At 62.8% G+C, this 19692-nt stretch carries 17 protein-coding genes; 7 read left to right on the top strand and 10 right to left on the bottom strand.

Going from position 1 to position 19692, the window contains the following annotated elements:
* Nucleotides 1-10: 10 nt before the first annotated feature.
* Together LAC81_RS15620 and LAC81_RS15625 are read right to left on the bottom strand one after the other, a co-directional pair.
* Complete coding sequence (locus LAC81_RS15620) at nt 11-1951, bottom strand: tetratricopeptide repeat protein (RefSeq protein ID WP_223725541.1); 1941 nt, start codon at nt 1949-1951, stop codon at nt 11-13.
* A 111-nt stretch (nt 1952-2062) separates the two neighbouring features.
* On the bottom strand, nt 2063-2218 hold the full coding sequence (locus LAC81_RS15625) for a hypothetical protein (RefSeq protein ID WP_113540881.1): 156 nt from the start codon (nt 2216-2218) through the stop codon (nt 2063-2065).
* 305 nt (nt 2219-2523) lie between these two features.
* On the opposite strand from LAC81_RS15625, the gene LAC81_RS15630 reads away from it, so the two are divergent.
* From LAC81_RS15630 to LAC81_RS15640, 3 genes are all read left to right on the top strand, one after another.
* Nucleotides 2524-3825, top strand: a complete 1302-nt coding sequence (locus LAC81_RS15630) for an MFS transporter (RefSeq protein WP_113540904.1) — start codon at nt 2524-2526, stop codon at nt 3823-3825.
* Nucleotides 3812-4000: a DUF1192 domain-containing protein gene (locus LAC81_RS15635; protein ID WP_113540880.1), complete on the top strand. Its 189-nt coding sequence runs from the start codon at nt 3812-3814 to the stop codon at nt 3998-4000. Before LAC81_RS15630 ends, LAC81_RS15635 begins: the two co-directional genes overlap by 14 nt.
* Nucleotides 4001-4354: 354 nt before the next feature.
* Entirely contained in the window at nt 4355-4873 is a 519-nt protein-coding gene (locus LAC81_RS15640; protein ID WP_223725542.1) for a DUF1465 family protein, read from the top strand.
* A 67-nt stretch (nt 4874-4940) separates the two neighbouring features.
* On the opposite strand, the gene LAC81_RS15645 is transcribed toward LAC81_RS15640, so the two are convergent.
* Nucleotides 4941-6155 carry an MFS transporter gene (locus LAC81_RS15645; RefSeq protein ID WP_223725543.1) on the bottom strand — a complete coding sequence of 405 codons (1215 nt, stop codon included), beginning with the start codon at nt 6153-6155 and terminating at the stop codon, nt 4941-4943.
* A 238-nt stretch (nt 6156-6393) separates the two neighbouring features.
* Between LAC81_RS15645 and LAC81_RS15650 the strand changes: the two genes are divergently transcribed.
* A complete protein-coding gene (locus tag LAC81_RS15650) occupies nt 6394-7905 on the top strand; it encodes a winged helix-turn-helix domain-containing tetratricopeptide repeat protein (protein ID WP_223725544.1) in 1512 nt (503 codons plus the stop codon).
* An 83-nt stretch (nt 7906-7988) separates the two neighbouring features.
* Here the strand turns inward: LAC81_RS15650 and rpmE are convergent, their stop codons facing one another.
* A complete protein-coding gene (rpmE, locus tag LAC81_RS15655) occupies nt 7989-8210 on the bottom strand; it encodes a 50S ribosomal protein L31 (RefSeq protein ID WP_034806140.1) in 222 nt (73 codons plus the stop codon).
* A gap of 110 nt (nt 8211-8320) precedes the next feature.
* On the opposite strand from rpmE, the gene LAC81_RS15660 reads away from it, so the two are divergent.
* Both LAC81_RS15660 and LAC81_RS15665 read left to right on the top strand, forming a co-directional pair.
* Entirely contained in the window at nt 8321-10219 is a 1899-nt protein-coding gene (locus LAC81_RS15660; protein WP_419195780.1) for an ABC transporter transmembrane domain-containing protein, read from the top strand.
* Nucleotides 10220-10457: 238 nt separating this feature from the next.
* On the top strand, nt 10458-11450 hold the full coding sequence (locus LAC81_RS15665) for a Bug family tripartite tricarboxylate transporter substrate binding protein (protein ID WP_223725546.1): 993 nt from the start codon (nt 10458-10460) through the stop codon (nt 11448-11450).
* Nucleotides 11451-11674: 224 nt separating this feature from the next.
* On the opposite strand, the gene LAC81_RS15670 is transcribed toward LAC81_RS15665, so the two are convergent.
* The 6 genes from LAC81_RS15670 to LAC81_RS15695 form a co-directional block, all read right to left on the bottom strand.
* The gene (locus LAC81_RS15670; protein ID WP_223725547.1) at nt 11675-13321 is read right to left on the bottom strand and encodes an FAD-binding dehydrogenase; all 1647 of its coding nucleotides are present in this window, start codon (nt 13319-13321) and stop codon (nt 11675-11677) included.
* Between the two features lie 151 nt (nt 13322-13472).
* Complete coding sequence (locus tag LAC81_RS15675; RefSeq protein WP_223725548.1) at nt 13473-14504, bottom strand: peptidoglycan -binding protein; 1032 nt, start codon at nt 14502-14504, stop codon at nt 13473-13475.
* Nucleotides 14505-14507: 3 nt separating this feature from the next.
* Nucleotides 14508-15608, bottom strand: a complete 1101-nt coding sequence (locus LAC81_RS15680; protein ID WP_223725549.1) for a flagellar motor protein MotA — start codon at nt 15606-15608, stop codon at nt 14508-14510.
* A 256-nt stretch (nt 15609-15864) separates the two neighbouring features.
* Nucleotides 15865-16665 (bottom strand): inositol monophosphatase family protein, encoded by an 801-nt coding sequence (locus LAC81_RS15685; RefSeq protein ID WP_113540871.1) that lies wholly within the window; start codon nt 16663-16665, stop codon nt 15865-15867.
* A gap of 315 nt (nt 16666-16980) precedes the next feature.
* Entirely contained in the window at nt 16981-18132 is a 1152-nt protein-coding gene (locus tag LAC81_RS15690; protein WP_223725550.1) for a tetratricopeptide repeat protein, read from the bottom strand.
* 9 nt (nt 18133-18141) lie between these two features.
* Complete coding sequence (locus LAC81_RS15695) at nt 18142-18789, bottom strand: thiamine phosphate synthase (RefSeq protein WP_223725551.1); 648 nt, start codon at nt 18787-18789, stop codon at nt 18142-18144.
* Between the two features lie 107 nt (nt 18790-18896).
* On the opposite strand from LAC81_RS15695, the gene LAC81_RS15700 reads away from it, so the two are divergent.
* Entirely contained in the window at nt 18897-19676 is a 780-nt protein-coding gene (locus tag LAC81_RS15700) for a sulfite exporter TauE/SafE family protein (RefSeq protein ID WP_223725552.1), read from the top strand.
* The last annotated feature ends 16 nt before the right edge of the window (nt 19677-19692 follow it).

The raw sequence follows: 19692 nt of genomic DNA on the forward strand, positions 1-19692 counted from the left end.
GCCCGGCGGTTCATCGCAACAGTCCCGCCTCGCATTTCGCGATCGCCTCGACCATCGCCTGAAAGCGCACGTGGTGACGCACGGGATCAAGATCGGAATCCTGCTTGAACCAGAGCAACTGATAGCAGGAACTATGCGGCAGCAGGGTTTCGAGGAGATCGAGCGCCGCGTCGATGTCGCCGAGAAGGGAATAGACGCAGGCGGTGTTGTAGCGGGCGACCACGTCATCAGGATCGATCGCGAGCGCCCGGGCCGCCCATTCGCGCGCCCGATCCGCCTCGCCCATGTGAGCGAGTGCGAGCGCGCCGCGATGCGCGGGGCCGGAGTTTTCCGGGTTGAGCTCCAGCGCCCGTTCCGCGCGCGCGATGCCGATCCTTGCCCATTGCGCCCGTTCGGCATCGCGGCCGAGCGATTTGTAGGCGCTCATCAGATGGATCGGCGACAGATAGTCGTCCGGCCGGATGTCGGCGGCCCGCTTGAAAAACTGGATCGCGGTTTCGAAGGCACCTTGCATGAACAGGAAACGCGCATAGTGGAAGTTCGCCTCATAGAGGCTGGGGTCCAATGTCAGCGCCTGCTCGAACTCGGCCACCGCCGCATCGTCCTGCCCGTCCTGGTGCAGGACCAGGCCACGGGAGGCATGCGCCTCCGCCAGGTTCGGATCGATATCCAGCGCCTTGTCGGTCATGAACAGAATGCTTTGCAGCGGAAACTCGTCCTCGTGCCAGTCGCGCAGCGCCGACTCGCAGTCGGCGATACCGGCATAGGCACGGGCGAAGCTGGGGTCGAGCTCCACGGCCTTCAGGAACATGCGACGGGCCAGCAGCAGATAGGACCGGGTCCAGGCATGCGAAAACTGGCGGCCGCGCAGGTAATAGGTATAGGCCTCGACGCTCGTGGTCGGGTCGCTTTCGATCGCCCGCCGTTCCGCCGGCAGCAGCTTGACCCGGAGCTGATCGACGATGGCGTGCGTGATCTCGTCCTGAATGGCGAAGATGTCCGTCAGGTCGCGATCGTAGCGGTCGGCCCAGAGGTGCGTACCGGTCAAGGCATCGATGAGCTGGCCGGTGATGCGCACCCGTGAACCCGCCTTGCGCACGCTGCCTTCGAGGATGTAGCGCACGCCCAGCTCCTGGGCCACCTGCTTCACCTTCACCGACCGCCCCTTGTAGGTGAACACCGTATTTCGGGCGACGACATGCAGCTTCGAGATCTTTGAAAGATCCGTGATGATGTCTTCGGTGATGCCGTCGGAGAAATACTCCTGTTCCGGGTCATGGCTCATATTGGTGAAGGGAAGCACGCCGACCGAAAGTCCGTAGCCGTCATCGAGCACGATGGGCCCGGCACCGCTGGGTGGCGCCGCAACCTTCGTCGGCGCCCCGAGTGCCACCGAATAGACATGCACACCGGCTGCAATGTTCTTCAGCGTGTGCTCGCCCTTGTCGATGAAGCCGATATCGAGGCGGCTGCCGACGTGGTCGCGCACCGTGGCGGAAACGGCAACACCGGATGGCTCCGCCAAGCCTTCGAGCCGGGCGGCGACGTTGACGCCGTCGCCGAAGATATCTCCGTCCTCGACGATAATATCGCCGAGATGCACGCCGATGCGCAGTTCGATGCGCTTCAGCGGTGGCACGCTTTCATTGCGGATGAGCATGCCGCGCTGGATATCGACAGCACAAGCGACCGCGTTCACGACGCTTGCAAACTCGACGAGAATGCCGTCGCCGGTCAGTTTGACGATACGTCCCTTGTGGCGGTTGATCTTGGGATCGACGAGTTCATTCTTGTGCCGTTTCATCGCGGCCAGCGTGCCGGTCTCGTCAGCCCCGATCAGACGGCTGTAGCCCACGACATCGGCGGCGAGAATGGCAGCGAGACGGCGTTCCAAGAAACCCTCGAATTCACTTCCCGAGTGAAAGAGGTAATCTAGCGCGTTATTCCCCATCTGTCCTGCGCCCTTTTGTAGTTGTAACGAATATACGTACAACCCAATAGCATCGGGCAATCGGCGCCGGAGTTTCCAAGGAAACGGGTACTTAGAGACAGGATGAGCTGGCTAGGGCCGGATCAGTACCGTCACCATCATCATCACGATGGCGAAAACAGCGATCTTCCAGAAATCGCGACGGCGGCGCAAACCCGGAATGCCGAGCGGCCACAGGAGCTGGATGCCCATTGCCAGGAGCAGGATAAGCGCGAGCGCCTTCTGCATGTTGCCCTCGTCTTCCGGGAGGCTGCCTCAGCCGGCAAAGCGTTCGCAACGCCGGCACTATTCGTCGCACGGAGCACCGCCTCCCCCAAGGACTAGCGATACGCTGCGCTTGGCAAAAAGGGCTAGTGTTTCCGTGAGCGATTTGCAATGACCGGCGGCCGCATGTTTCCTCCAATCGTCACCGATCGAAGGAATTATACGGCCACTCAAGGCACTGTAATCAAAGCGCTGTATAGAGAAACCGGCTGGCAATTCATGAGGCACCGCCCTAACTTGCTGACGGCAGAACGAAATTCGGATGGATGATGAGAAAGAACCTGCTTCCGGTCGCCGCCCTCCTGCTCGGCACGCTGTTTCTCTTTCTGGGCAATGGTCTCCAGGGTCTGCTTCTTCCCGTGCGCGGCACCGCTGAGGGATATCCGACCACCATCCTTGGCCTGATCGGCACGTCCTGGGCAGCCGGCTTCGTTCTCGGCTGCTTCTTCGCCCCGAATATCGTCAAGCGCATCGGCCATGTGCGCGCCTTCAGCGTCTTTGCCTCTCTCATCGCCATCGTCGCGTTGTTGACCGGCATCATGATCGATCCGACCTGGTGGCTGATCCTGCGTGCGCTGACCGGCTTCGCCACCGCCGGCACCTCGATGATCATTGAAAGCTGGCTGAACGAACGCGCCACCAACGAGAGCCGTGGCGTCATTTTCTCGCTCTACATCGCCATCACGCTCTTCGGCGTCGTCGGCGGCCAGATGATGATCCCGTTCGGTGATACCTCGACCAGCATCTTCTTCATGATCTGCGGCATTCTCTATTGCCTTGCCATGCTGCCGACGCTGCTGTCCAAAGCCGCCACGCCGCAGCCGCTGAAGCAGGTCCGCCTCGACCTGCGGGCGCTTTACCGCAATTCGCCGGTCTCCTTCCTCGGCATCCTGCTTGTCGGCATCGCCAATGGCGCCTTCGGCACGCTCGGCGCCGTTTTCGGTCGGCAGGCCGGTCTTTCCGACAGTACGGTCGCAGCGATGATGAGCGTGGCAATCTTTGCAGGCGCGGTGATGCAGCTTCCGGCAGGCCGCCTCTCCGACCGCATCGACCGGCGCTATGTGCTGGCCGCGCTTGCCGGCGTCGGCGCCTTCGCCGGCCTGCTGATCTTCCTGATCGAGCCGAGCCAGGTCTGGATCGTGCTGACGCTGATCGCGATCTACGGTGCTGCTGCCAATGCGCTCTATCCGATCGCCGTTTCCCATGCCAACGACTTTGCGACCGCCGAGGACTTCGTGAAGGTTTCCGGCGGCCTGTTGCTGCTCTATGGCATCGGCACGATCATCGGCCCGACGATCGGCGGTCCGGTCATGACGGCCGCCGGTCCCTACGGCCTGTTCATGATTACCGCCTGTGCCCACATTTTGATCACGGCCTATGCCATCATCCGCAGCCGGATGCGCGCGCCCGTGCCGGTCTCCGACCGCGATGCCTTCTCGCCGGTCAATGCCGGCGCGCCGACGACACCGGAAAGCCTGCAGCTTTCGCCGCGCGCTGCCCCGCTCGAGGAAGCGCGTAACGAACCGGACAACAACCAGAAATGGGAGGATCAGACGGATGAGCCTGTTTGACGACGACCGACCACAAAAGAAGCTGGTGCACGAAATCGGCAGTGATCTTTCGCTGCTTTCAGTCGATGAACTCACCCAGCGCATCGCGTTGTTAACCGAAGAGATCACCCGGCTCGAGGCCGAGCGGACGCGCAAATCCGCAAGCCGGTCCGCCGCCGAGAGCCTGTTTCGCTGAGGCCTTGCAGCAGGGGTTGCAGCGCAGCAAATCGGGGCGTGCTTAACGGCAAATTAAGCATTATCTGCGATTGTCAGGGCATCCGGAGCTTTCCGGTTTCAGACAATTTCTCCGACTGGCGAATGGGTCTGATTTTTCTCCCTGTTTTACCTTGAGAGCCGCTTTCCGCGGCTCTTTTTTTATTTTGGCATAGCTTTCGCTAAAGAACTGTGGAGATTAACCCTTTCTTAAGAATGCCCTTGCGCGAAATGCGCTATCGGATCATTCTTCGAGCATAGAGATGGCAAGGATTTGTTTCCTATAGTCATCCACTACCTGACTGTCGTGATGCGTTTGAACCAGGGAAAACAGGTCATGTCCGAGAGAGGATTGAATACGGTCAGTTTCGCAGGACACGCAGCGTCCTCGGCACAATTCAAGACGCTCTATTCGGAAGGCATGGGTCTGGTCGAGGAAACGGCCACCTATCTCGATGGTTCCGGACGCGCCGCCTCGAAGGTTCTGCCGCGCATGGCATCGGTACTCTATGCGGCCGAGTCCATGCGGCTCACCACCCGCCTGATGCAGATGGCCTCGTGGCTGTTGCTGCAGCGCGCCGTGAACAACGGCGAGATGAGCCGCGACCAAGTGATGTCGGAAAAGAGCAAGGTGCGCCTCGACAGCTTCAACGTCGACCGCGCTGCTCCGGGTTGGGCGGACCTTCCGGAATCCTTCCGTGACCTGATCGAACGCTCGCTGCGCCTGCAGAACCGCGTCGCCCTGCTTGACCGCGAAATCTACCGTCCGCACGAAGCCGCTGCGATCGTTCCGGACAACCAGAATGGCGTCAAGGCGCAGATCAAGCTTCTGCAGACGGCCTTTGGCACCAACTGATTGACCCTTCAGAATACCGAAACAGGACCCGGCCATCGCGCCGGGTTTTTTGTTGTCTGGCGCGTCGTCACGATCGCGAAAGTCGCAGCTTCGCCACCAGAAACAACACCAGCACGGAGCTAAGGAAGCCTAGAGCCAGCGGCAGCCCCTGATGCCCGATGCACTGCATGACCAGGCCCGTCGCAGGCGACGCCACCATGCCGCCGAGACCCCAAGCAACCGCGAAGGCCGCATTGCCGGCGATCAACGCTTGGCCAGCGAACCGTTCGCCGAGTTGGATCAACGCCATCGTGTAGATGCCGAATGAGACACCGCCCCAGAAGAAAACGAGCGGCCAGACGAGCCAGGAATTGAAGGCCCACGGCAGCAGCAGGCATCCGGCCAACGAGACGATCACACAAAACAACATCGCCCGCATCGAGCCTACCTGCTCGGCCATGCGTCCGAGAAAGACCTGAAGCAGCGCATTGCCGGCAATGAAGCAGGTGAGGAGTGAGGCGATCCGCTCCTCGGCACTTGCGAGCGTCGCGCCATAGGTGGCGAACAGCGAAAGCAGGGTCTGCTCGAAAGCGGCAGCGGTGAAAACCGCAAACAGGAGGAGCGGCGCCAGTGCCAGGAAGCCGCCGACGGACGTTGCCTCGCCGTCATGCGGCATTTCAGGCAGGCGCGGCACGATGGCGAGCAAGATCATGCCGCAGAGGACGAAGGCCACGATGCCGATCAGGAAGGGCGGCCAGCCATCGGCGCCGAAGAGACGGAGCGACAGCGGACCTAGGGCGAAGCCGCCCGAAACGATCGAAGAATAGAGACCCATGATGCGGCCCCGGCGCGACGGTGGAGTGATGGTGATCAGCCAGGTTTCGCTGATCACCGAAAGCGGATTGGCAAAGAAACCGAGCAAGAAACGCAGCGGCATCCAGACCCAGAGGTCCAGCGTCCAGGCGATGGCGATCAGGATGAGCGCGGCGCACATCGAGCACAGGATGGCAACACACGCCGCCCCCAGGCGCCGAACCAGCACCGGAATGAGAGGCGCGGAAACGATGAAACCCAGCGGCGTCATTGCCGCCGACAGGCCGATCAATCCCGGCGTCGTTCCCTGCCGCTCCAGGATGAAGCTGAGCAGCGGATAGGTCAGCCCCTGGGCAACCGCGAACACCGTGACGGTCGCGATCGTGCCGGCGATCGCCGCCCACAGGATCGGCTGCTCCTGCGACAAGGTTATGTCGCGCAATGGACGGCGCACCGTTGCGACAGACGGAGACTGTTGATCCGTAGTCATTCCGGCAGCCGCCCCATGCCGGCAAGAAACGTTTGGCGACCTCGATCTCGACCTGCCGCCTTGTGCGGGGCAACCGACGGCACCGCCCGGTGTCGGTCTACAGATATAGGAATGTGGTTCATGGCACCCTCCATAGTCGGCCCGAAAGACCGATGAATTCTGCAGGACACGAACCGGAGCGTAATTAAGCGCCTCCAAAAAGTTCTCAAAAACGTCCAAACGCACTATAGATTCGCCCATGCAGGTAGCGCGCTTCGCCTTTGGTCCCTTTGTGCTTGATCCGGGTGCGGGAACGCTTCTCCGAGGCGAGGATCCGGTTGCCATCGGCTACCGAGGATTGAGATTGCTTGCAGCGCTCGTCGGACGCCCCGGCGAGATCCTGGGCAAGGCCGAGTTGATGGATGCCGCGTGGCCGGGAACAGCTGTCGAGGAAGGCAATCTCACCGTCCAGATCGCGCAGCTGAGAAAGCTGCTTGGCCCCGCAGCCGATGGTGGCGAGTGGATCTCGACGGTCCCACGTGTCGGCTATCGCTTCACCGGAAACACGAGGAAGCTCGGTGCGGCAAAGCGACACCCGCTCTCCCTGCCGGACAAACCGTCGATCGCCGTTCTCCCCTTCGTCAATGTCAGCAAGGATCCCGAGCAGGAACCCTTCGCAGACGGGCTGACCGAGGATCTGATCACCGACCTTTCCAGGATCCCCGGCCTGTTCGTCATCGCGCGCAATTCGTCCTTTGCCTACAAGAGCAAGGCGGTGGACGTTCGGGCGATCGCGGATGATCTCGGCGTGCGGTACCTGCTGGAGGGCAGCGCCAGGCGTGCTGCCGGACACGTGCGCATCAATGCGCAACTGGTCGACGCGCAGAATGGCGAGCAACTCTGGGCGGAACGTTTCGATCGCAGCCTGGAAGACATTTTTGCCGTTCAGGACGAGGTCACGGCGAGGATCGTGGAAGCGCTGCTCGGACATCTGCGTCCACTGTCGCGACCCCGCAACCGGCCCAACAACTTAGAGGCCTATGATCTGTGCGTGCGCGCCCGCAGGCTTATGGACGATACGCCGCAGGCAGCCCAGGAAGCACACCTGATGCTGAGCCGTGCGGTTTCGCTCGACCCCGATTATGCCGAAGCCTACCGCTGGCTGGCGATGAACCACTGGATGGGACGGGTGCATGCCCGCGGACCAACACAAGACGCCCGCAGCGCTGCCGTGGCGCTGGCGCGAAAAGCCGTAGCGATCGACCCGGACGATGCCGGCAGCCGATGGATCCTGGCCTACCTGCTCGCCTACGAGCACAGCTTTGCGGAAGCGGATGCGGAATTCGCCAAGGCGATCGAGCTCGATCCGAACGAGGCGGACGCCTGGGCGGCATTGTCCGACATTGACGTTCTCGCCGGGCGGATCGAAGAGGGCCTCGCTCATATTCGCAAGGCGTTCCGGCTCAACCCTTTCCCAACAAGTTGGTACTATCTGGCGCTCGGTCAGGCGCAATATGCTGCCGGCGACTATGAAGCCGCGATCGAGACGCTGCGGGGCGACGAGACCTACCGCACGAGTTCACGCCGGTTTCTTGCGGCAAGCCTCGCCCAACTCGGCCGCCTCGAAGAGGCGCGCGCGGAGGTGGACCTGTTTCTCGTCACCAACCCGGATTTCACGATCCGCCACTGGGCCGCGACCGAACCGTTCCGCGACGACGCGGTGCTTGCGCATTTCGTCGATGGCTTTCGCAAGGCCGGTCTTCCCGAGTGACGGCAAGCGCTCCGACCTGTCGATCGGCCAACAAAAAACCCGGCGCGATGGCCGGGCTTTGAGAATGCCGAAGAGGCGTTCGATTAGAGGCCGAGGCCTTCGAAGCGCTTCTTGAACTTGGAGACGCGGCCGCCGCGGTCCATGAGCTGCTGGTTGCCGCCCGTCCAAGCCGGGTGCGACTTCGGGTCGATTTCCAGGTTCATGGTGGCGCCTTCAGAACCCCAGGTCGAGCGGGTTTCATATTCGGTGCCGTCAGTCATGACTACCTTGATGACGTGGTAATCGGGATGGATGTCTGCCTTCATAACGATCTTCCTAGAGTTCCAGGGTCCAATTGTCGCAAGGCATTGCGACTTCGAGACCGAACACGTAAATGAAGCCGCGGACCGCCTGAAGGCCACGGCTTCCCAATTCGATGCCGTGCCTATACATCAAGGTCTGCGGGATAACAAGTGCCGCGCGGAAGACTCATGGGCAAACCCTTTCCTCCGTGGTCGGCGAAAGGGGTCAAGTGTCAAAACGAGAAATCCAGGCGCCGGCGCGCAAATCCATCCGCCCTCTCGCCACGCTTCTGCCGTATCTCGCCCGTTACCGCCATCTGGTCATCGGCGCAGGCGTTTCGCTGATCCTCGCCGCGGTGACGACCCTGGCGCTGCCACTTGCGGTCAGGCGCATGGTCGACAACGGCTTCTCCAGTCCCGATAGCGGTTTCATCAACACCTACTTCTCGATGCTGATGATGCTCGCCATCGTGCTCGCCCTGGCGAGTGCGGCGCGTTACTACTTCGTCATTACGCTGGGCGAGCGCATCGTTGCCGACCTCCGGCGCAACGTATTCGACCGCGTCACCCGGCTTTCCGCCTCCTTCTTCGACGTCAATCAGTCCGGCGAGATCGTCTCGCGGCTGACGGCCGATACGACCCAGGTCAAGTCCGCAGTCGGGGCCACCGCCTCGGTGGCGCTGCGCAACCTGATCCTGTGTCTCGGCGCCATAGGCATGATGGTCTACACCAGTCCCAAGCTTTCGAGCCTGGTGCTCATCGCCATCCCGATCATCGTCTTCCCGCTCGTCGGCTTCGGCCGCTCCGTCCGTCGCCGCTCGCGTGAGGCACAGGATACGCTTGCCACCGCATCGGCTTTTGCCGGCGAAGCGATCGCGGCATCCCGCACCGTGCAGGCCTTCAATGGCGAAGCACTCGCCAACAACCACTTCGGCGCCGCCGTCGAGGATGCCTATGGCGCTGCGCGCGCCGCCATCAAGGCGCGCTCGGTGCTGACCGCCTTCGCCATTACCATGGTCTTCGGCAGCGTCGTCGCCGTGCTTTGGTTCGGGGCGCATGATGTGCTGTCGGGCAACCTTTCCGCCGGCACCCTCGGCCAGTTCCTGCTCTACTCGGTCTTTGCCGCCGGCAGCCTCGGCTCGCTCTCGGAAGTCTGGGGCGAACTTTCGCAGGCCGCCGGCGCCGCCGAGCGGCTCAACGAACTGCTGACCGAGGTCCCCGAGATCCAGGCGCCGTCAAACCCCGTTGCCATGCCTGTACCGGCTTCCGGCGCCATCTCCTTCGACGAAGTCTACTTCGCCTATCCGGCGCGACCCGATTACAAGAGCCTGAATGGCCTCAGCTTTGCGATCAAACCGGGCGAGACCGTCGCGATCGTCGGTCCTTCCGGCGCCGGCAAGAGCACGGTTTTCTCCATGTTGCTGCGCTTCTACGATCCTGCCAAGGGCGCGGTGACGGTCGATGGGCTCGATGTTCGAACCGTCGATCCGAAGGAGCTGCGCGACCGGCTGGCGATCGTGCCGCAGGATGTCACCATCTTCGCGTCGTCCGTCCACGACAACATCGCCTTCGGCATGCCCGGCGCGACCCGGGAGGCGGTGCGCGCCGCAGCCGCGGCTGCCCAGGCTGACGAGTTCATCAACCGCCTCGATAACGGCTACGACACGCGCGTCGGCGAACGCGGCATCACGCTGTCGGGCGGCCAGCGCCAGCGCATCGCCATTGCCCGCGCGATCCTGAAGAACGCGCCGATCCTGCTTCTCGATGAGGCCACTTCGGCGCTCGATGCCGAAAGCGAGACGCTGGTGCAGAAGGCCCTCGATGGCCTGCTGCGCGAGCGCACGACCGTGATCATCGCCCACCGGCTCGCGACCGTGCTGAAGGCCGATCGCATCCTGGTCATGGATCACGGCCGGATCGTCGAGGAAGGAACACACGTCTCCCTCATCCGCCAGGGCGGCCTCTACGCCAAGCTCGCGCGGCTGCAGTTCAACCATGGCGCCGAGGCGCTGTTCGTCACGACGCAGAGCTAAGCCGCCTGTGGCGGTTCGGACGCCGCCCATTTCGATTTTACACCAGACGGTTGTCCGCCGACGGCCGCGCCCTATAGTTATGGGGCCGGCCTGCGGCGCCGCGCGTGCGTTCGGACGCGCCAAGGTTGCTGCAACTCACTGAACGGCTGCATGATTTCGCCCCTGAACCGATCTCGATTTAGGGTGTCATGCAGCGCGGGCCGGTTTGCTGTTTGCTGAACGAGTGGGAGGAATTAGCATGGCATTTTCGGACCTGACCCGGCGCGCAACCCTGACGCTGGGCCTGATGGCGCTATCGGCGCTGCCCTTTGGCACCTCGGCCCTGGCGCAGGGCTTCCCGGACCGACCGATTACCATGGTCGTTCCCTTCGCCGCCGGCGGCTCGACCGACGTGGTCGCGCGCATCGTCGCACAGAAAATGTCGGAAGACCTCGGCGAACAGGTGATCGTCCAGAACGTCGCCGGCGCCGGTGGCAATCTCGGGGCGGCCAATGTCGCGCGCGCCGATCCGGATGGCTACACGATCCTGATGGGGACCGTCGCCACCCACGCGCTCAACCCGCTGATCCTCAAGACCAGGCCCTACGATCCGGAGAAGGACTTCGCGCCAATTTCGCTGCTGGTGATCGTGCCCAACGTGCTGGTCGTCAATCCCGAGCTTTCCGCCAAGAATGTCGAGGAACTGCTGGCGCTGCTCAAGACCAAGCCCGACGAATACAGCTACGCGTCCTCCGGCAACGGCACGCCGCTGCATCTCTCCGGCGAACTGTTCAAGAAGATGGCCGGCGTCAGCATGCAGCATATCCCCTACAAGGGCGCCGGCCCGGCGCTGAACGATGTCATCGGCAACCAGGTGCCGATCATGTTCGACAACCTCCCCTCCTCCTCCGGCCACATCAAGGCGGGAACGCTGCGCGCGCTTGCCGTAACCACGGCGGAACGGGCGCCCTCCTTCCCCGATGTGCCGACCGTCGCCGAAGCCGGCATCCCGGGCTATGAGACCTACACCTGGAACGCGCTCTTTGCCCCGGCGAACACCCCGCAGCCGGTGGTTGCTCGCCTCAACGAGGCGGCAAACAAGGCCATGAAGGATCCCGCCGTGATCGAACGCATGAAGGAGTTCAGCGCCAAGATCGTCGGGTCGACGCCCGAGGAGCTCGGCACCCACGTGAGTGCGGAACTCGAGAAGTGGACCCCGGTCGTTCGCGACGCGAATGTGCAGATGGATTGATCGACAGGCATTTGATTTGACTTAGCGAAATCGCCCCTCATGCATGCGGTGAGGGAAGGCTGCCGCCACCTTCTCCCCGGGGCGAAGGGGCCATTGGTGCGCACTCGTTCCAAAATCACCATCCCCCTCACCCAGATGAATGGGGAACTCAGCCGGAACACTCGTGCCCTCTCCCAGCAATGCGGGGAGAGGGTTAGGGTGGGGGTCTTTCGAACAGCGGCCAGTCATGCCCCCGCAGCACCTCGCCCCGCCATCCGGCCCGAGAAGATGCAGCCGCCGAGGAAGGTGCCTTCGAGCGCATTGTAGCCATGCATGCCGCCGCCGCCGAAACCGGCGACCTCGCCGGCGGCATAGAGGCCCGGGACCGGCTCGCCCGATTGTTCGAGCACCTGGCCCGAGAGGTTGGTCTGCAGGCCGCCGAGCGTCTTGCGCGTCAGGATATGCAGGCGAACGGCGATCAGCGGCCCGGCGTTCGCATCGAGCAACCGATGTGGCTTGGCGGTGCGCAGCAGCCGATCACCGCGATAGGCGCGAGCGCCGCGGATTGCGGTGACCTGCGCATCCTTGGAAAACGGGTTGGTGATCTCGCGGTCGCGCGCCTCGATCTGCTGGCGAAGATGGTCGAGCGACAGCCGATCCTCGCCCGTCAGCGCGTTCATCGCCGGCACAAGGTCTTCAAGCCGCTCCCGGACGATGAAATCCTCACCCTTGTCCATGAAGGCCTGGACCGGGCCTGGCGGGTTCTTGCCGAGCCGTTTCAGAAGCAGCGAAATGCTCTTGCCGGTCAGATCCGGGTTCTGTTCCGAACCGGAGAGCGCGAATTCCTTCTTGATGATCGCCCGCGTCAGGATGAACCAGCTGTAGTCGTGACCGCTGTCGCGGATCGCCTGCAATGTGCCGAGCGTATCGAAGCCGGGCATCGCCGGGGCGGAAAAGCGATTGCCATCCGCGTCGCACCAGAAGGACGATGGGCCGGGTAGGATGCGGATGCCATGTTCCGGCCAGATCGGATCAAAGTTTCTAACCCCCTCGGTATAGTGCCACATGCGATCCGAGTTGATGACCGAGCCGCGTGCGCGACTGGCGATCTCCAGCATGCGCCCGTCGACGTGATGCGGTACGCCCGAAACCATGGTTGCCGGCGGTTGACCGAGCCGCTTGCGCGGCCAGTTGCGGCGAACGAGATCATGGTTGCCGCCGATACCGCCCGAGGTGACGATGACAGCCGCTGCCGAAATCTCGAAATCGCCGTCGACGTCGCGGGAACTGCGCTCGCCGCGCCCGACCAGATCTTCCTTTAGCAGCGCACCGCGGGTACCCGTCACCTTTCCATCGGTGACGATGAGTTCATCGACCCTATGGCGGAACCGGAAGCGCACGAGGCCGCGGCTTTCCGCCTCTCGCGTCAAACGCACGAAGGGCTCGAGCACCGCTGGCCCCGTGCCCCAGGTGACGTGGAAGCGCGGCACCGAGTTGCCGTGACCATGGGCAAGCCCGCCACCGCGTTCGGCCCAGCCAACGACGGGGAACCAGCGCATGCCGAGGGAATGCAGCCAGCGACGCTTTTCGCCGGCGGCAAAGTCGAGATAGGCTTCCGCCCAAAGCCGCGGCCAATGGTCTTCGGGACGGTCGAACTGCGACGACCCCATCCAGTCCTGCAAGGCAAGCTCCCGCGTGTCGCGGATGCCCATGCGGCGCTGCTCGGGACTATCGACGAAGAACAGACCACCCAGCGACCAGAACGCCTGACCGCCAAGGTTCTGTTCGCCTTCCTGATCGAGAACGATGACCCTGCGGCCACGGGCAGCCGCCTCCGAGGCGGCGACGAGGCCGGCAAGGCCAGCGCCGACGACCAACACATCGCAATCCATGAAATGCCCTCCCCTGCATCCCAGACAGCGCCGCGCGTCTATTCAGACGACCGAGAACTGCCGCCGCCCACGAACGGCTGCAGAAACTGTTACGCGTACGTCAAGGTCAATTCAAGAGTCGGCGCCGACCGCTGCGTGTTTCGGAAGCGTCCTATTTTTCGGTCAGCTTGAGCTCGATGCGGCGGTTCTGGGCCCGGGCCTCCGGGGTTTCGCCGGGTGCAATCGGCTGGTATTCGCCAAAGCCGGCTGCGACCAGCCGATCAGCAGGAACCCCCTTCGAGATCAGGAACTTCACCACCGAGGTCGCACGCGCCGAAGAAAGCTCCCAGTTGTCGGCATAACGGCCGGTTCCGGAGAGTTGGACGTTGTCGGTATGGCCGTCGACGCGCAGCACCCAGTTGATCTCCGCCGGGATCTCCTTGGCAAGATCAAGCAATGCCGAAGCAAGCTTCCCCATCTCCGTCTGCCCGTCGGGATTGAGATCGCTGCCACCGGACGGGAACAGCACTTCCGACTGGAACACGAAGCGGTCGCCGACAATGCGGATGTTTTCGCGATCGGAGAGAATTTCCCTCAAGCGTCCGAAGAAATCGGAGCGGTAGCGGTTGAGTTCCTGTACCCGCTGGGCAAGCGCCACGTTCAGGCGACGGCCAAGGTCGGCGATCTTCGTCTGCGATGCCTGGTCCTTCGCTTCCGATGCCTGAAGCGCGACCTCGATTGCGGCGATCTGGTTGCGCAGCGCCGCGATCTGCTGGTTCAGAAGTTCGATCTGGCTCATCGCCCGGGCGCTGACATCACGCTCGTTCTCGAGCTCGGTGCCGAGCCGTCCGATCTTCTGGTTGGCCGCGTCGCTGCTGCCGGCGCCCTGGTCGAGCAGCGCCTGGAGCCGTGAACGTTCGCCTTCCGACTGGGAAAGCGATGCCTGGAGATTGGCGAGCGAATCCTCGAGATCCTGCTTGCCGCTTTTCTCGAGCGCCAGGAGTTGAGTAAGTTCGTTGATCTGGCTGTTCAGCCTGGTCAGCACCTCGTCCTTGCCGCTGATCTCACGGCTCAGCAGAAACTGCCCGAGAACGAAGACGGTGAGCAGGAACATGATCGAAAGCAGGAGCGTCGACAGCGCATCGACGAAGCCCGGCCAATAATCGATCGTGCGCTGCGAGCGGCCTTTACGGGCGAGCGCCATGGATTATTCTCCTCCGGTCTCGTCCAACTGTCCGACCTTGGCCGGCACAGACGACCTCTCGCTGGTGACGGCGATGCGATCGCCGCCGATGCGGGACGACAATTTGTCGAGCGTCCTGCGCATCGCCTTGGCCTCTTCCTGCTGCGCTTCGATCCAGTCCCGGAGCATCTGCTGCTCGCCACGCATGTTTTTCACCAGCCCCTGGATGCCTTCGGCAAGGCTTGCCATGGCGGCAGTCGTTCGCTGGCTCGAGCCGCCCTCCTGATTGAGGCGTACCAGCTGATCGGTGAGCTTCTTCAGCTCCTCCACCGGGGCGCCCGATGGCGCATCGAGCGACGACGTCAGCTCCGAACCGACATCAGTGACGGAGGAAAGCCAGTTTTCAAGCTCGGTGTAAAAACGGTTCTGCGCGCGGCCGGCCTGCAGGTCGAGGAAGCCGAGGATCAGCGAGCCGGAAAGACCAAAGAGCGACGTCGAGAACGCCGTACCCATGCCCGTGAGCGGCGCCGACAGGCCGCTTTTCAGGGCCGCCAGAATGTCCTCGGTGGTTCCCGAACCTGCATCCAGCGATTGGATGACCGTGTTGATCGAACCGATGGTGCCCAAGAGACCCCAGAAGGTGCCGAGCAGGCCGAGAAACACGAGAAGGCCGGTCAGGTAGCGCGAGATATCGCGGGATTCATCCAGGCGGGTCGCGATCGAATCCAGGATGGAGCGCAACGCCGTCGTCGAGATCGCCGTCTGGCGGGCACCGATCAGTGCCCGCATCGGCGCCAAAAGCACCGGGTCGCGGCCCACCTTGTCGGCGCTACCGGCGGCGCGGAAAGAGTTGAACCAACGCACTTCGGGACGCAAGCCCAGCACATGGTTGAAGACGAGCAGGATGCCGATCAAGAGCACCCCGAGGATCAAACCATTGAGGCCGGGGTTGGCCAGAAAGGCGTTGTGTGCCTGCCGAAAGAGGATTGCGCCCACGAAACCGACGATGATCAGGAAGACCACCATGATCCAGAAATAGTGCATGGGGCTCGAAAGCTTGTGCGGATTATAGCCTTCTTCCACGCCTTCCCGACCGTTCCACCCGGACAGATGCAGTTGCGTCATGGGTATAAGTATCTCCCGGTTTTTACTTGACGGAACGGCGCCGCGCCGGCCCGGAGCCTACTGCATAATTCCCGAAACCGAAATCGATTCAAGGATGAAATTCAGCCGTTTCTCAAAGTGAGGCAACGGCTGCGACCGCCTTAGATAGGCACAGGCATGTGGCGCTGTCGTGTTGCCTCATTCCGGATCAACCGGAAAAACAAGGCCTCCGACGCGGGTGAGCGCCGGAGGCCGAGCACAGGAATGGGATCGCTGCTTACTTCGTCGGGACCGGACGGTGCACGACGTCCTTGAGCGCCTTGGTGATGTATTCGTTGCCACAAACGATCGAGCCATCTTCGACCGGCTTGGCGCCACCGTTGATGTCGGTGGTCCAGCCGCCAGCCTCGCGGATCAGCAGCACGCCGGCAGCAATATCCCAGGCGGCGAGGTCGCGCTCCCAGTAACCGTCGTAGCGGCCGGCTGCGACATAGGCGAGATCGAGCGAGGCGGCGCCCATACGGCGGATGCCTGCGACTTCACCCATCACGTGGCGCAGTTCGATGAGGTACTTGCCGTGGTTGCCGCGGCCGAGATGCGGCGTGCCGGTCGCGATCACGGCATCGGAAAGGTGCTTGCGCGCTGCGACGCGCAGACGGCGGTCGTTGAGGAACGCGCCGCCACCACGCTCGGCGGTGTAGAGTTCATCCGTCGCCGGGTTGAAGACAACGGCGCCGACGATTTCGCCCTGACGCTCGAGCGCGATCGAAACGGCGAAATGCGGGATGCCGTGCAGGAAATTGGTGGTGCCGTCGAGCGGATCGACGATCCAGCGATGCGCGCCATCGGTGCCGATGATCTCTTCGCCTTCCTCACCGAGGAAGCCGTAGGTCGGGCGTGCCTTCAGAAGTTCTTCGCGGATGAGCTTTTCGGCCTTGCGGTCAGCCTGCGAAACATAGTCGCCCGGTCCCTTGAGCGAGACCTGCAGGTTCTGGACTTCGCCGAAATCGCGGGCCAACGACTTTCCGGCCTTGAAGGCGGCCTGAACCATGACATTGAGAAGAGCTGAACGGGCCATCTGGCGATCCCTTGAAAACGAAGGCCGATCGAGCGCACTCGATCGGACGTTGAACCTGCTTGACGGAACATGGGCCGCATTGCCGACCCCACTGCAATTCCTTCGATCGGATACGATCCAAGGACTGAGGGCAAGCTGCAGATTGAGCTCCGTCGTCAAAAAACCGAGTGAATTCTCACTCCGCTCGCCGTCGCCGCGAACAGTCGCGGCACCACGAGCAAAACCGCGGCCTCAGAACCACAAATGGCCCGCAAATTCAAGCGAAATAGCGTTTCGGCCAAAGGCTACGGTCGATTCCGCCGCAACCAGGGCCGTTCAGCTCCGGCGAAACTTGTTGGCGGCGCTGAGCGCCTGCTTCTGCTGTTCTTCGTTGAGGCCGAGATAGAAGTCTTCGAGCGCGTCGTCCTTGAGGCCGGCGCGGCGCGAAAGCACATACCATTTCGCCGCCTCGACCGGATTGGGCCTTGTGCCGATGGCATTGACATAGAGATGCGAAAGCCGGTTCTGCGCAACCACGTTGCCGCCCTCGGCGGCCCGCCGCATCCAGCCAAAGCCGTCTTCCAGGTTCCGGTCTCCGGCGATGCCCTCGATCATCCAGATCGCAATGTCGAGCTGCGCAGTGTCGAAGCCCGCCCGTGCCGCGCGGATCAGCCATTCGCGCGCCCGCGCCCGCTTGCTTTCCTCGATGCCATCGACATTGACCAGGATCTGCGACAGCGCATATTGCGCGTCCGCGATGCCCTGTTCGGCCGACTTTTCATAATAGGGCATCGCCAGCTTCAGCCCCTTGGGTCCGGGATTGTCGGCGACGAGCGTCTGGCCGTAGTTGAATTGCGCCGAGCCATTGCCGAGATCGGCCGACTTCTTCATCAGGTCTTCGGACTTCTTCCGGTCGCGCTTGACGTAACGGCCTTCCATCAGGATCAGCGCGTATTTGAACATCGCGGCGGGATCGCCTTTTTCCGCGGCCTGGCCGTACCAGAAGGCGGCCTGCTGGGGATTGCGCACGACGCCCAGGCCCTGCTGCAGGATCTCGGCGATCAGCGTCTGTGCCGCCGGGTCGCCGAGCTGCGCCCGCGGCAGCGCCAGGTCCATCGCGGTCAGGTAATAGCCACGCTGGAACGCGCCATAGGCGTCGTCCACCTTGCCGGTAAAGGGCTTTTCCGCTGGCAATGCCGGCAATTCGGCACCCATGCGATCGAAAACACCGACGCCGGAAGATGGGACAGTACCATCGGCAGGCTTCTTGCCGGGACCACCAGCCGACTTGTCATCTTTGTTGCCGGTCGGCGTCGCGCCCTCCGGCATCGCCGCCCCGTTGAAGGGCGTAATGCGACCACGCTTTTCGACGCCGGCGTCCTCGCCACCACCCTTCTGCTCCTGCGCATGCGCCGGCAGCGCCAGGGCGACCGCCATGGCAACAAGGGAAAGACCTCGACTCAATCGGGAAGGCAGACGGCTCAACATCGAAACGTCTTAATCTTCAAACCGTGGCGCTTTTTCGTCAAGAAGTGCGTTGACCGCAGCAACGACCGAAGGCGCCTGTCCCGGTTCGCCGAAGACGGCAAGACGAAGCGCCACGAACTCGGCGCCGGTCTCCGCTACCGCCAGTGCCGATTCCGGGTCCGTGCCTCCCATGACGATGCAGGGGATCTCGATCATCGAGGCCCACCACTCCGCCAGCGCCAGGTTCTTCGAATGCGCCTCCGGCTTGATGTCGCCGTCGGTCTTGCCGAAGAACACGTAGTCGGGGCGCACTTCGCCGATCTCAAGCGCATGGTGACGATCAGCCGCGTTGCCCCCGCCGACGATCAGCTTCGGCGTGTGTTTCTCGACCGCATCGCCAAGCGCTTCCGCATTGCCGGCAATGTGCAGGCCGTCGGCCTTGGCGCGACCAGCGACGCGAGAGTCACCCTCGATGAGCGCGGCGGCACCAGCCTCCTGGATGACCGGAACCAGGCGCTCGGCATGTTTCTGGAACTCGGAATCGTCCAGCCCGTATTGCGGAACGATCACCGAGGCGACGTCACCGCCCTTCAGCGCATCGGCAAGCACATTCGCGCGTTCGGCCGCATCGGGCATATCGGGCGCAATCAGCACCAGGCGGCAACGTTCTGTTGTCATATCAAGACATCCATTTCCGGCTGCATCCGCCAGGGTGGCGAAACCAGCGCTCGATTTCATTTGGGAAAACCGATAGACGGAGACTGCAAAAGGATCAACCGCCACCCATGCTTCCTGATCTCGACTTCTATCTTATCGCCATTCCGGCAGTTCTGCTCGTTGGCCTCAGCAAGGGCGGCATGGGGGAAGCGCTGTCGCTGATGGGCGTCCCGATCCTGTCGATGGCGGTGTCCCCCGTCCAGGCGGCCGCCCTTCTTCTCCCGATCCTGATCGCCATGGATCTCGTCTCGCTCTGGATGTGGCGCAAGCATGGCGATCGCACCACGCTCTTCATGCTGCTGCCCGGCGCCATCGCCGGCATCGTCATCGGCTGGGCGACCTCCGCCTATGTTTCGCGTGACCTCCTTCGCCTGATCATCGGCCTGATCACGGTGCTCTTCGTGCTCAGATACGTCTACAATGTCTGGCGCACGCGCCTTGGCATCACGATTGCGCCGAAGGAACAGCGCGCCGGCCCGGCGGCACTCTGGGGTTCGTTTGCCGGCTATGGCAGCTTCGTCGCCCATGCCGGCGGTCCGCCCTTCCAGATTTACGCGCTGCCGCTGCAGCTCGACCCCCGCGAATATACCGGCACGATCGTCCGCTTCTTCGCAATCCTGAATGCGGTGAAGCTCATCCCCTATTTCGCCCTGGGGCAACTGGATCTCAGCAACCTGAAAATCTCGGCGACGCTCTTCCCGCTCGCCATCGTCGCGACCATGTGCGGTGCCTGGATCGTTCGCCGCATGAAGCCGCAGATCTTCTACCCCTTCATGTATACCATGGCCTTCCTTGCGGGATCGAAACTGCTCTGGGACGGTATCAACAGCCTCGCTGCCGGCGGCTGAGGCGGGGCCCAAAGTA

Source organism: Ensifer adhaerens, assembly GCF_020035535.1.
Lineage (GTDB): Bacteria > Pseudomonadota > Alphaproteobacteria > Rhizobiales > Rhizobiaceae > Ensifer.

What these genes read in the sequence shown, in the direction of transcription:
- LAC81_RS15620 (WP_223725541.1), bottom strand. Translation starts at nt 1,951, where the DNA reads ATGGGGAATAACGCGCTAGATTACCTCTTTCACTCGGGAAGTGAATTC.
- LAC81_RS15625 (WP_113540881.1), bottom strand. Translation starts at nt 2,218, where the DNA reads ATGCAGAAGGCGCTCGCGCTTATCCTGCTCCTGGCAATGGGCATCCAG.
- LAC81_RS15630 (WP_113540904.1), top strand. Translation starts at nt 2,524, where the DNA reads ATGAGAAAGAACCTGCTTCCGGTCGCCGCCCTCCTGCTCGGCACGCTG.
- LAC81_RS15635 (WP_113540880.1), top strand. Translation starts at nt 3,812, where the DNA reads ATGAGCCTGTTTGACGACGACCGACCACAAAAGAAGCTGGTGCACGAA.
- LAC81_RS15640 (WP_223725542.1), top strand. Translation starts at nt 4,355, where the DNA reads ATGTCCGAGAGAGGATTGAATACGGTCAGTTTCGCAGGACACGCAGCG.
- LAC81_RS15645 (WP_223725543.1), bottom strand. Translation starts at nt 6,155, where the DNA reads ATGACTACGGATCAACAGTCTCCGTCTGTCGCAACGGTGCGCCGTCCA.
- LAC81_RS15650 (WP_223725544.1), top strand. Translation starts at nt 6,394, where the DNA reads ATGCAGGTAGCGCGCTTCGCCTTTGGTCCCTTTGTGCTTGATCCGGGT.
- rpmE (WP_034806140.1), bottom strand. Translation starts at nt 8,210, where the DNA reads ATGAAGGCAGACATCCATCCCGATTACCACGTCATCAAGGTAGTCATG.
- LAC81_RS15660 (WP_419195780.1), top strand. Translation starts at nt 8,321, where the DNA reads ATGCCGTGCCTATACATCAAGGTCTGCGGGATAACAAGTGCCGCGCGG.
- LAC81_RS15665 (WP_223725546.1), top strand. Translation starts at nt 10,458, where the DNA reads ATGGCATTTTCGGACCTGACCCGGCGCGCAACCCTGACGCTGGGCCTG.
- LAC81_RS15670 (WP_223725547.1), bottom strand. Translation starts at nt 13,321, where the DNA reads ATGGATTGCGATGTGTTGGTCGTCGGCGCTGGCCTTGCCGGCCTCGTC.
- LAC81_RS15675 (WP_223725548.1), bottom strand. Translation starts at nt 14,504, where the DNA reads ATGGCGCTCGCCCGTAAAGGCCGCTCGCAGCGCACGATCGATTATTGG.
- LAC81_RS15680 (WP_223725549.1), bottom strand. Translation starts at nt 15,608, where the DNA reads ATGACGCAACTGCATCTGTCCGGGTGGAACGGTCGGGAAGGCGTGGAA.
- LAC81_RS15685 (WP_113540871.1), bottom strand. Translation starts at nt 16,665, where the DNA reads ATGGCCCGTTCAGCTCTTCTCAATGTCATGGTTCAGGCCGCCTTCAAG.
- LAC81_RS15690 (WP_223725550.1), bottom strand. Translation starts at nt 18,132, where the DNA reads ATGTTGAGCCGTCTGCCTTCCCGATTGAGTCGAGGTCTTTCCCTTGTT.
- LAC81_RS15695 (WP_223725551.1), bottom strand. Translation starts at nt 18,789, where the DNA reads ATGACAACAGAACGTTGCCGCCTGGTGCTGATTGCGCCCGATATGCCC.
- LAC81_RS15700 (WP_223725552.1), top strand. Translation starts at nt 18,897, where the DNA reads ATGCTTCCTGATCTCGACTTCTATCTTATCGCCATTCCGGCAGTTCTG.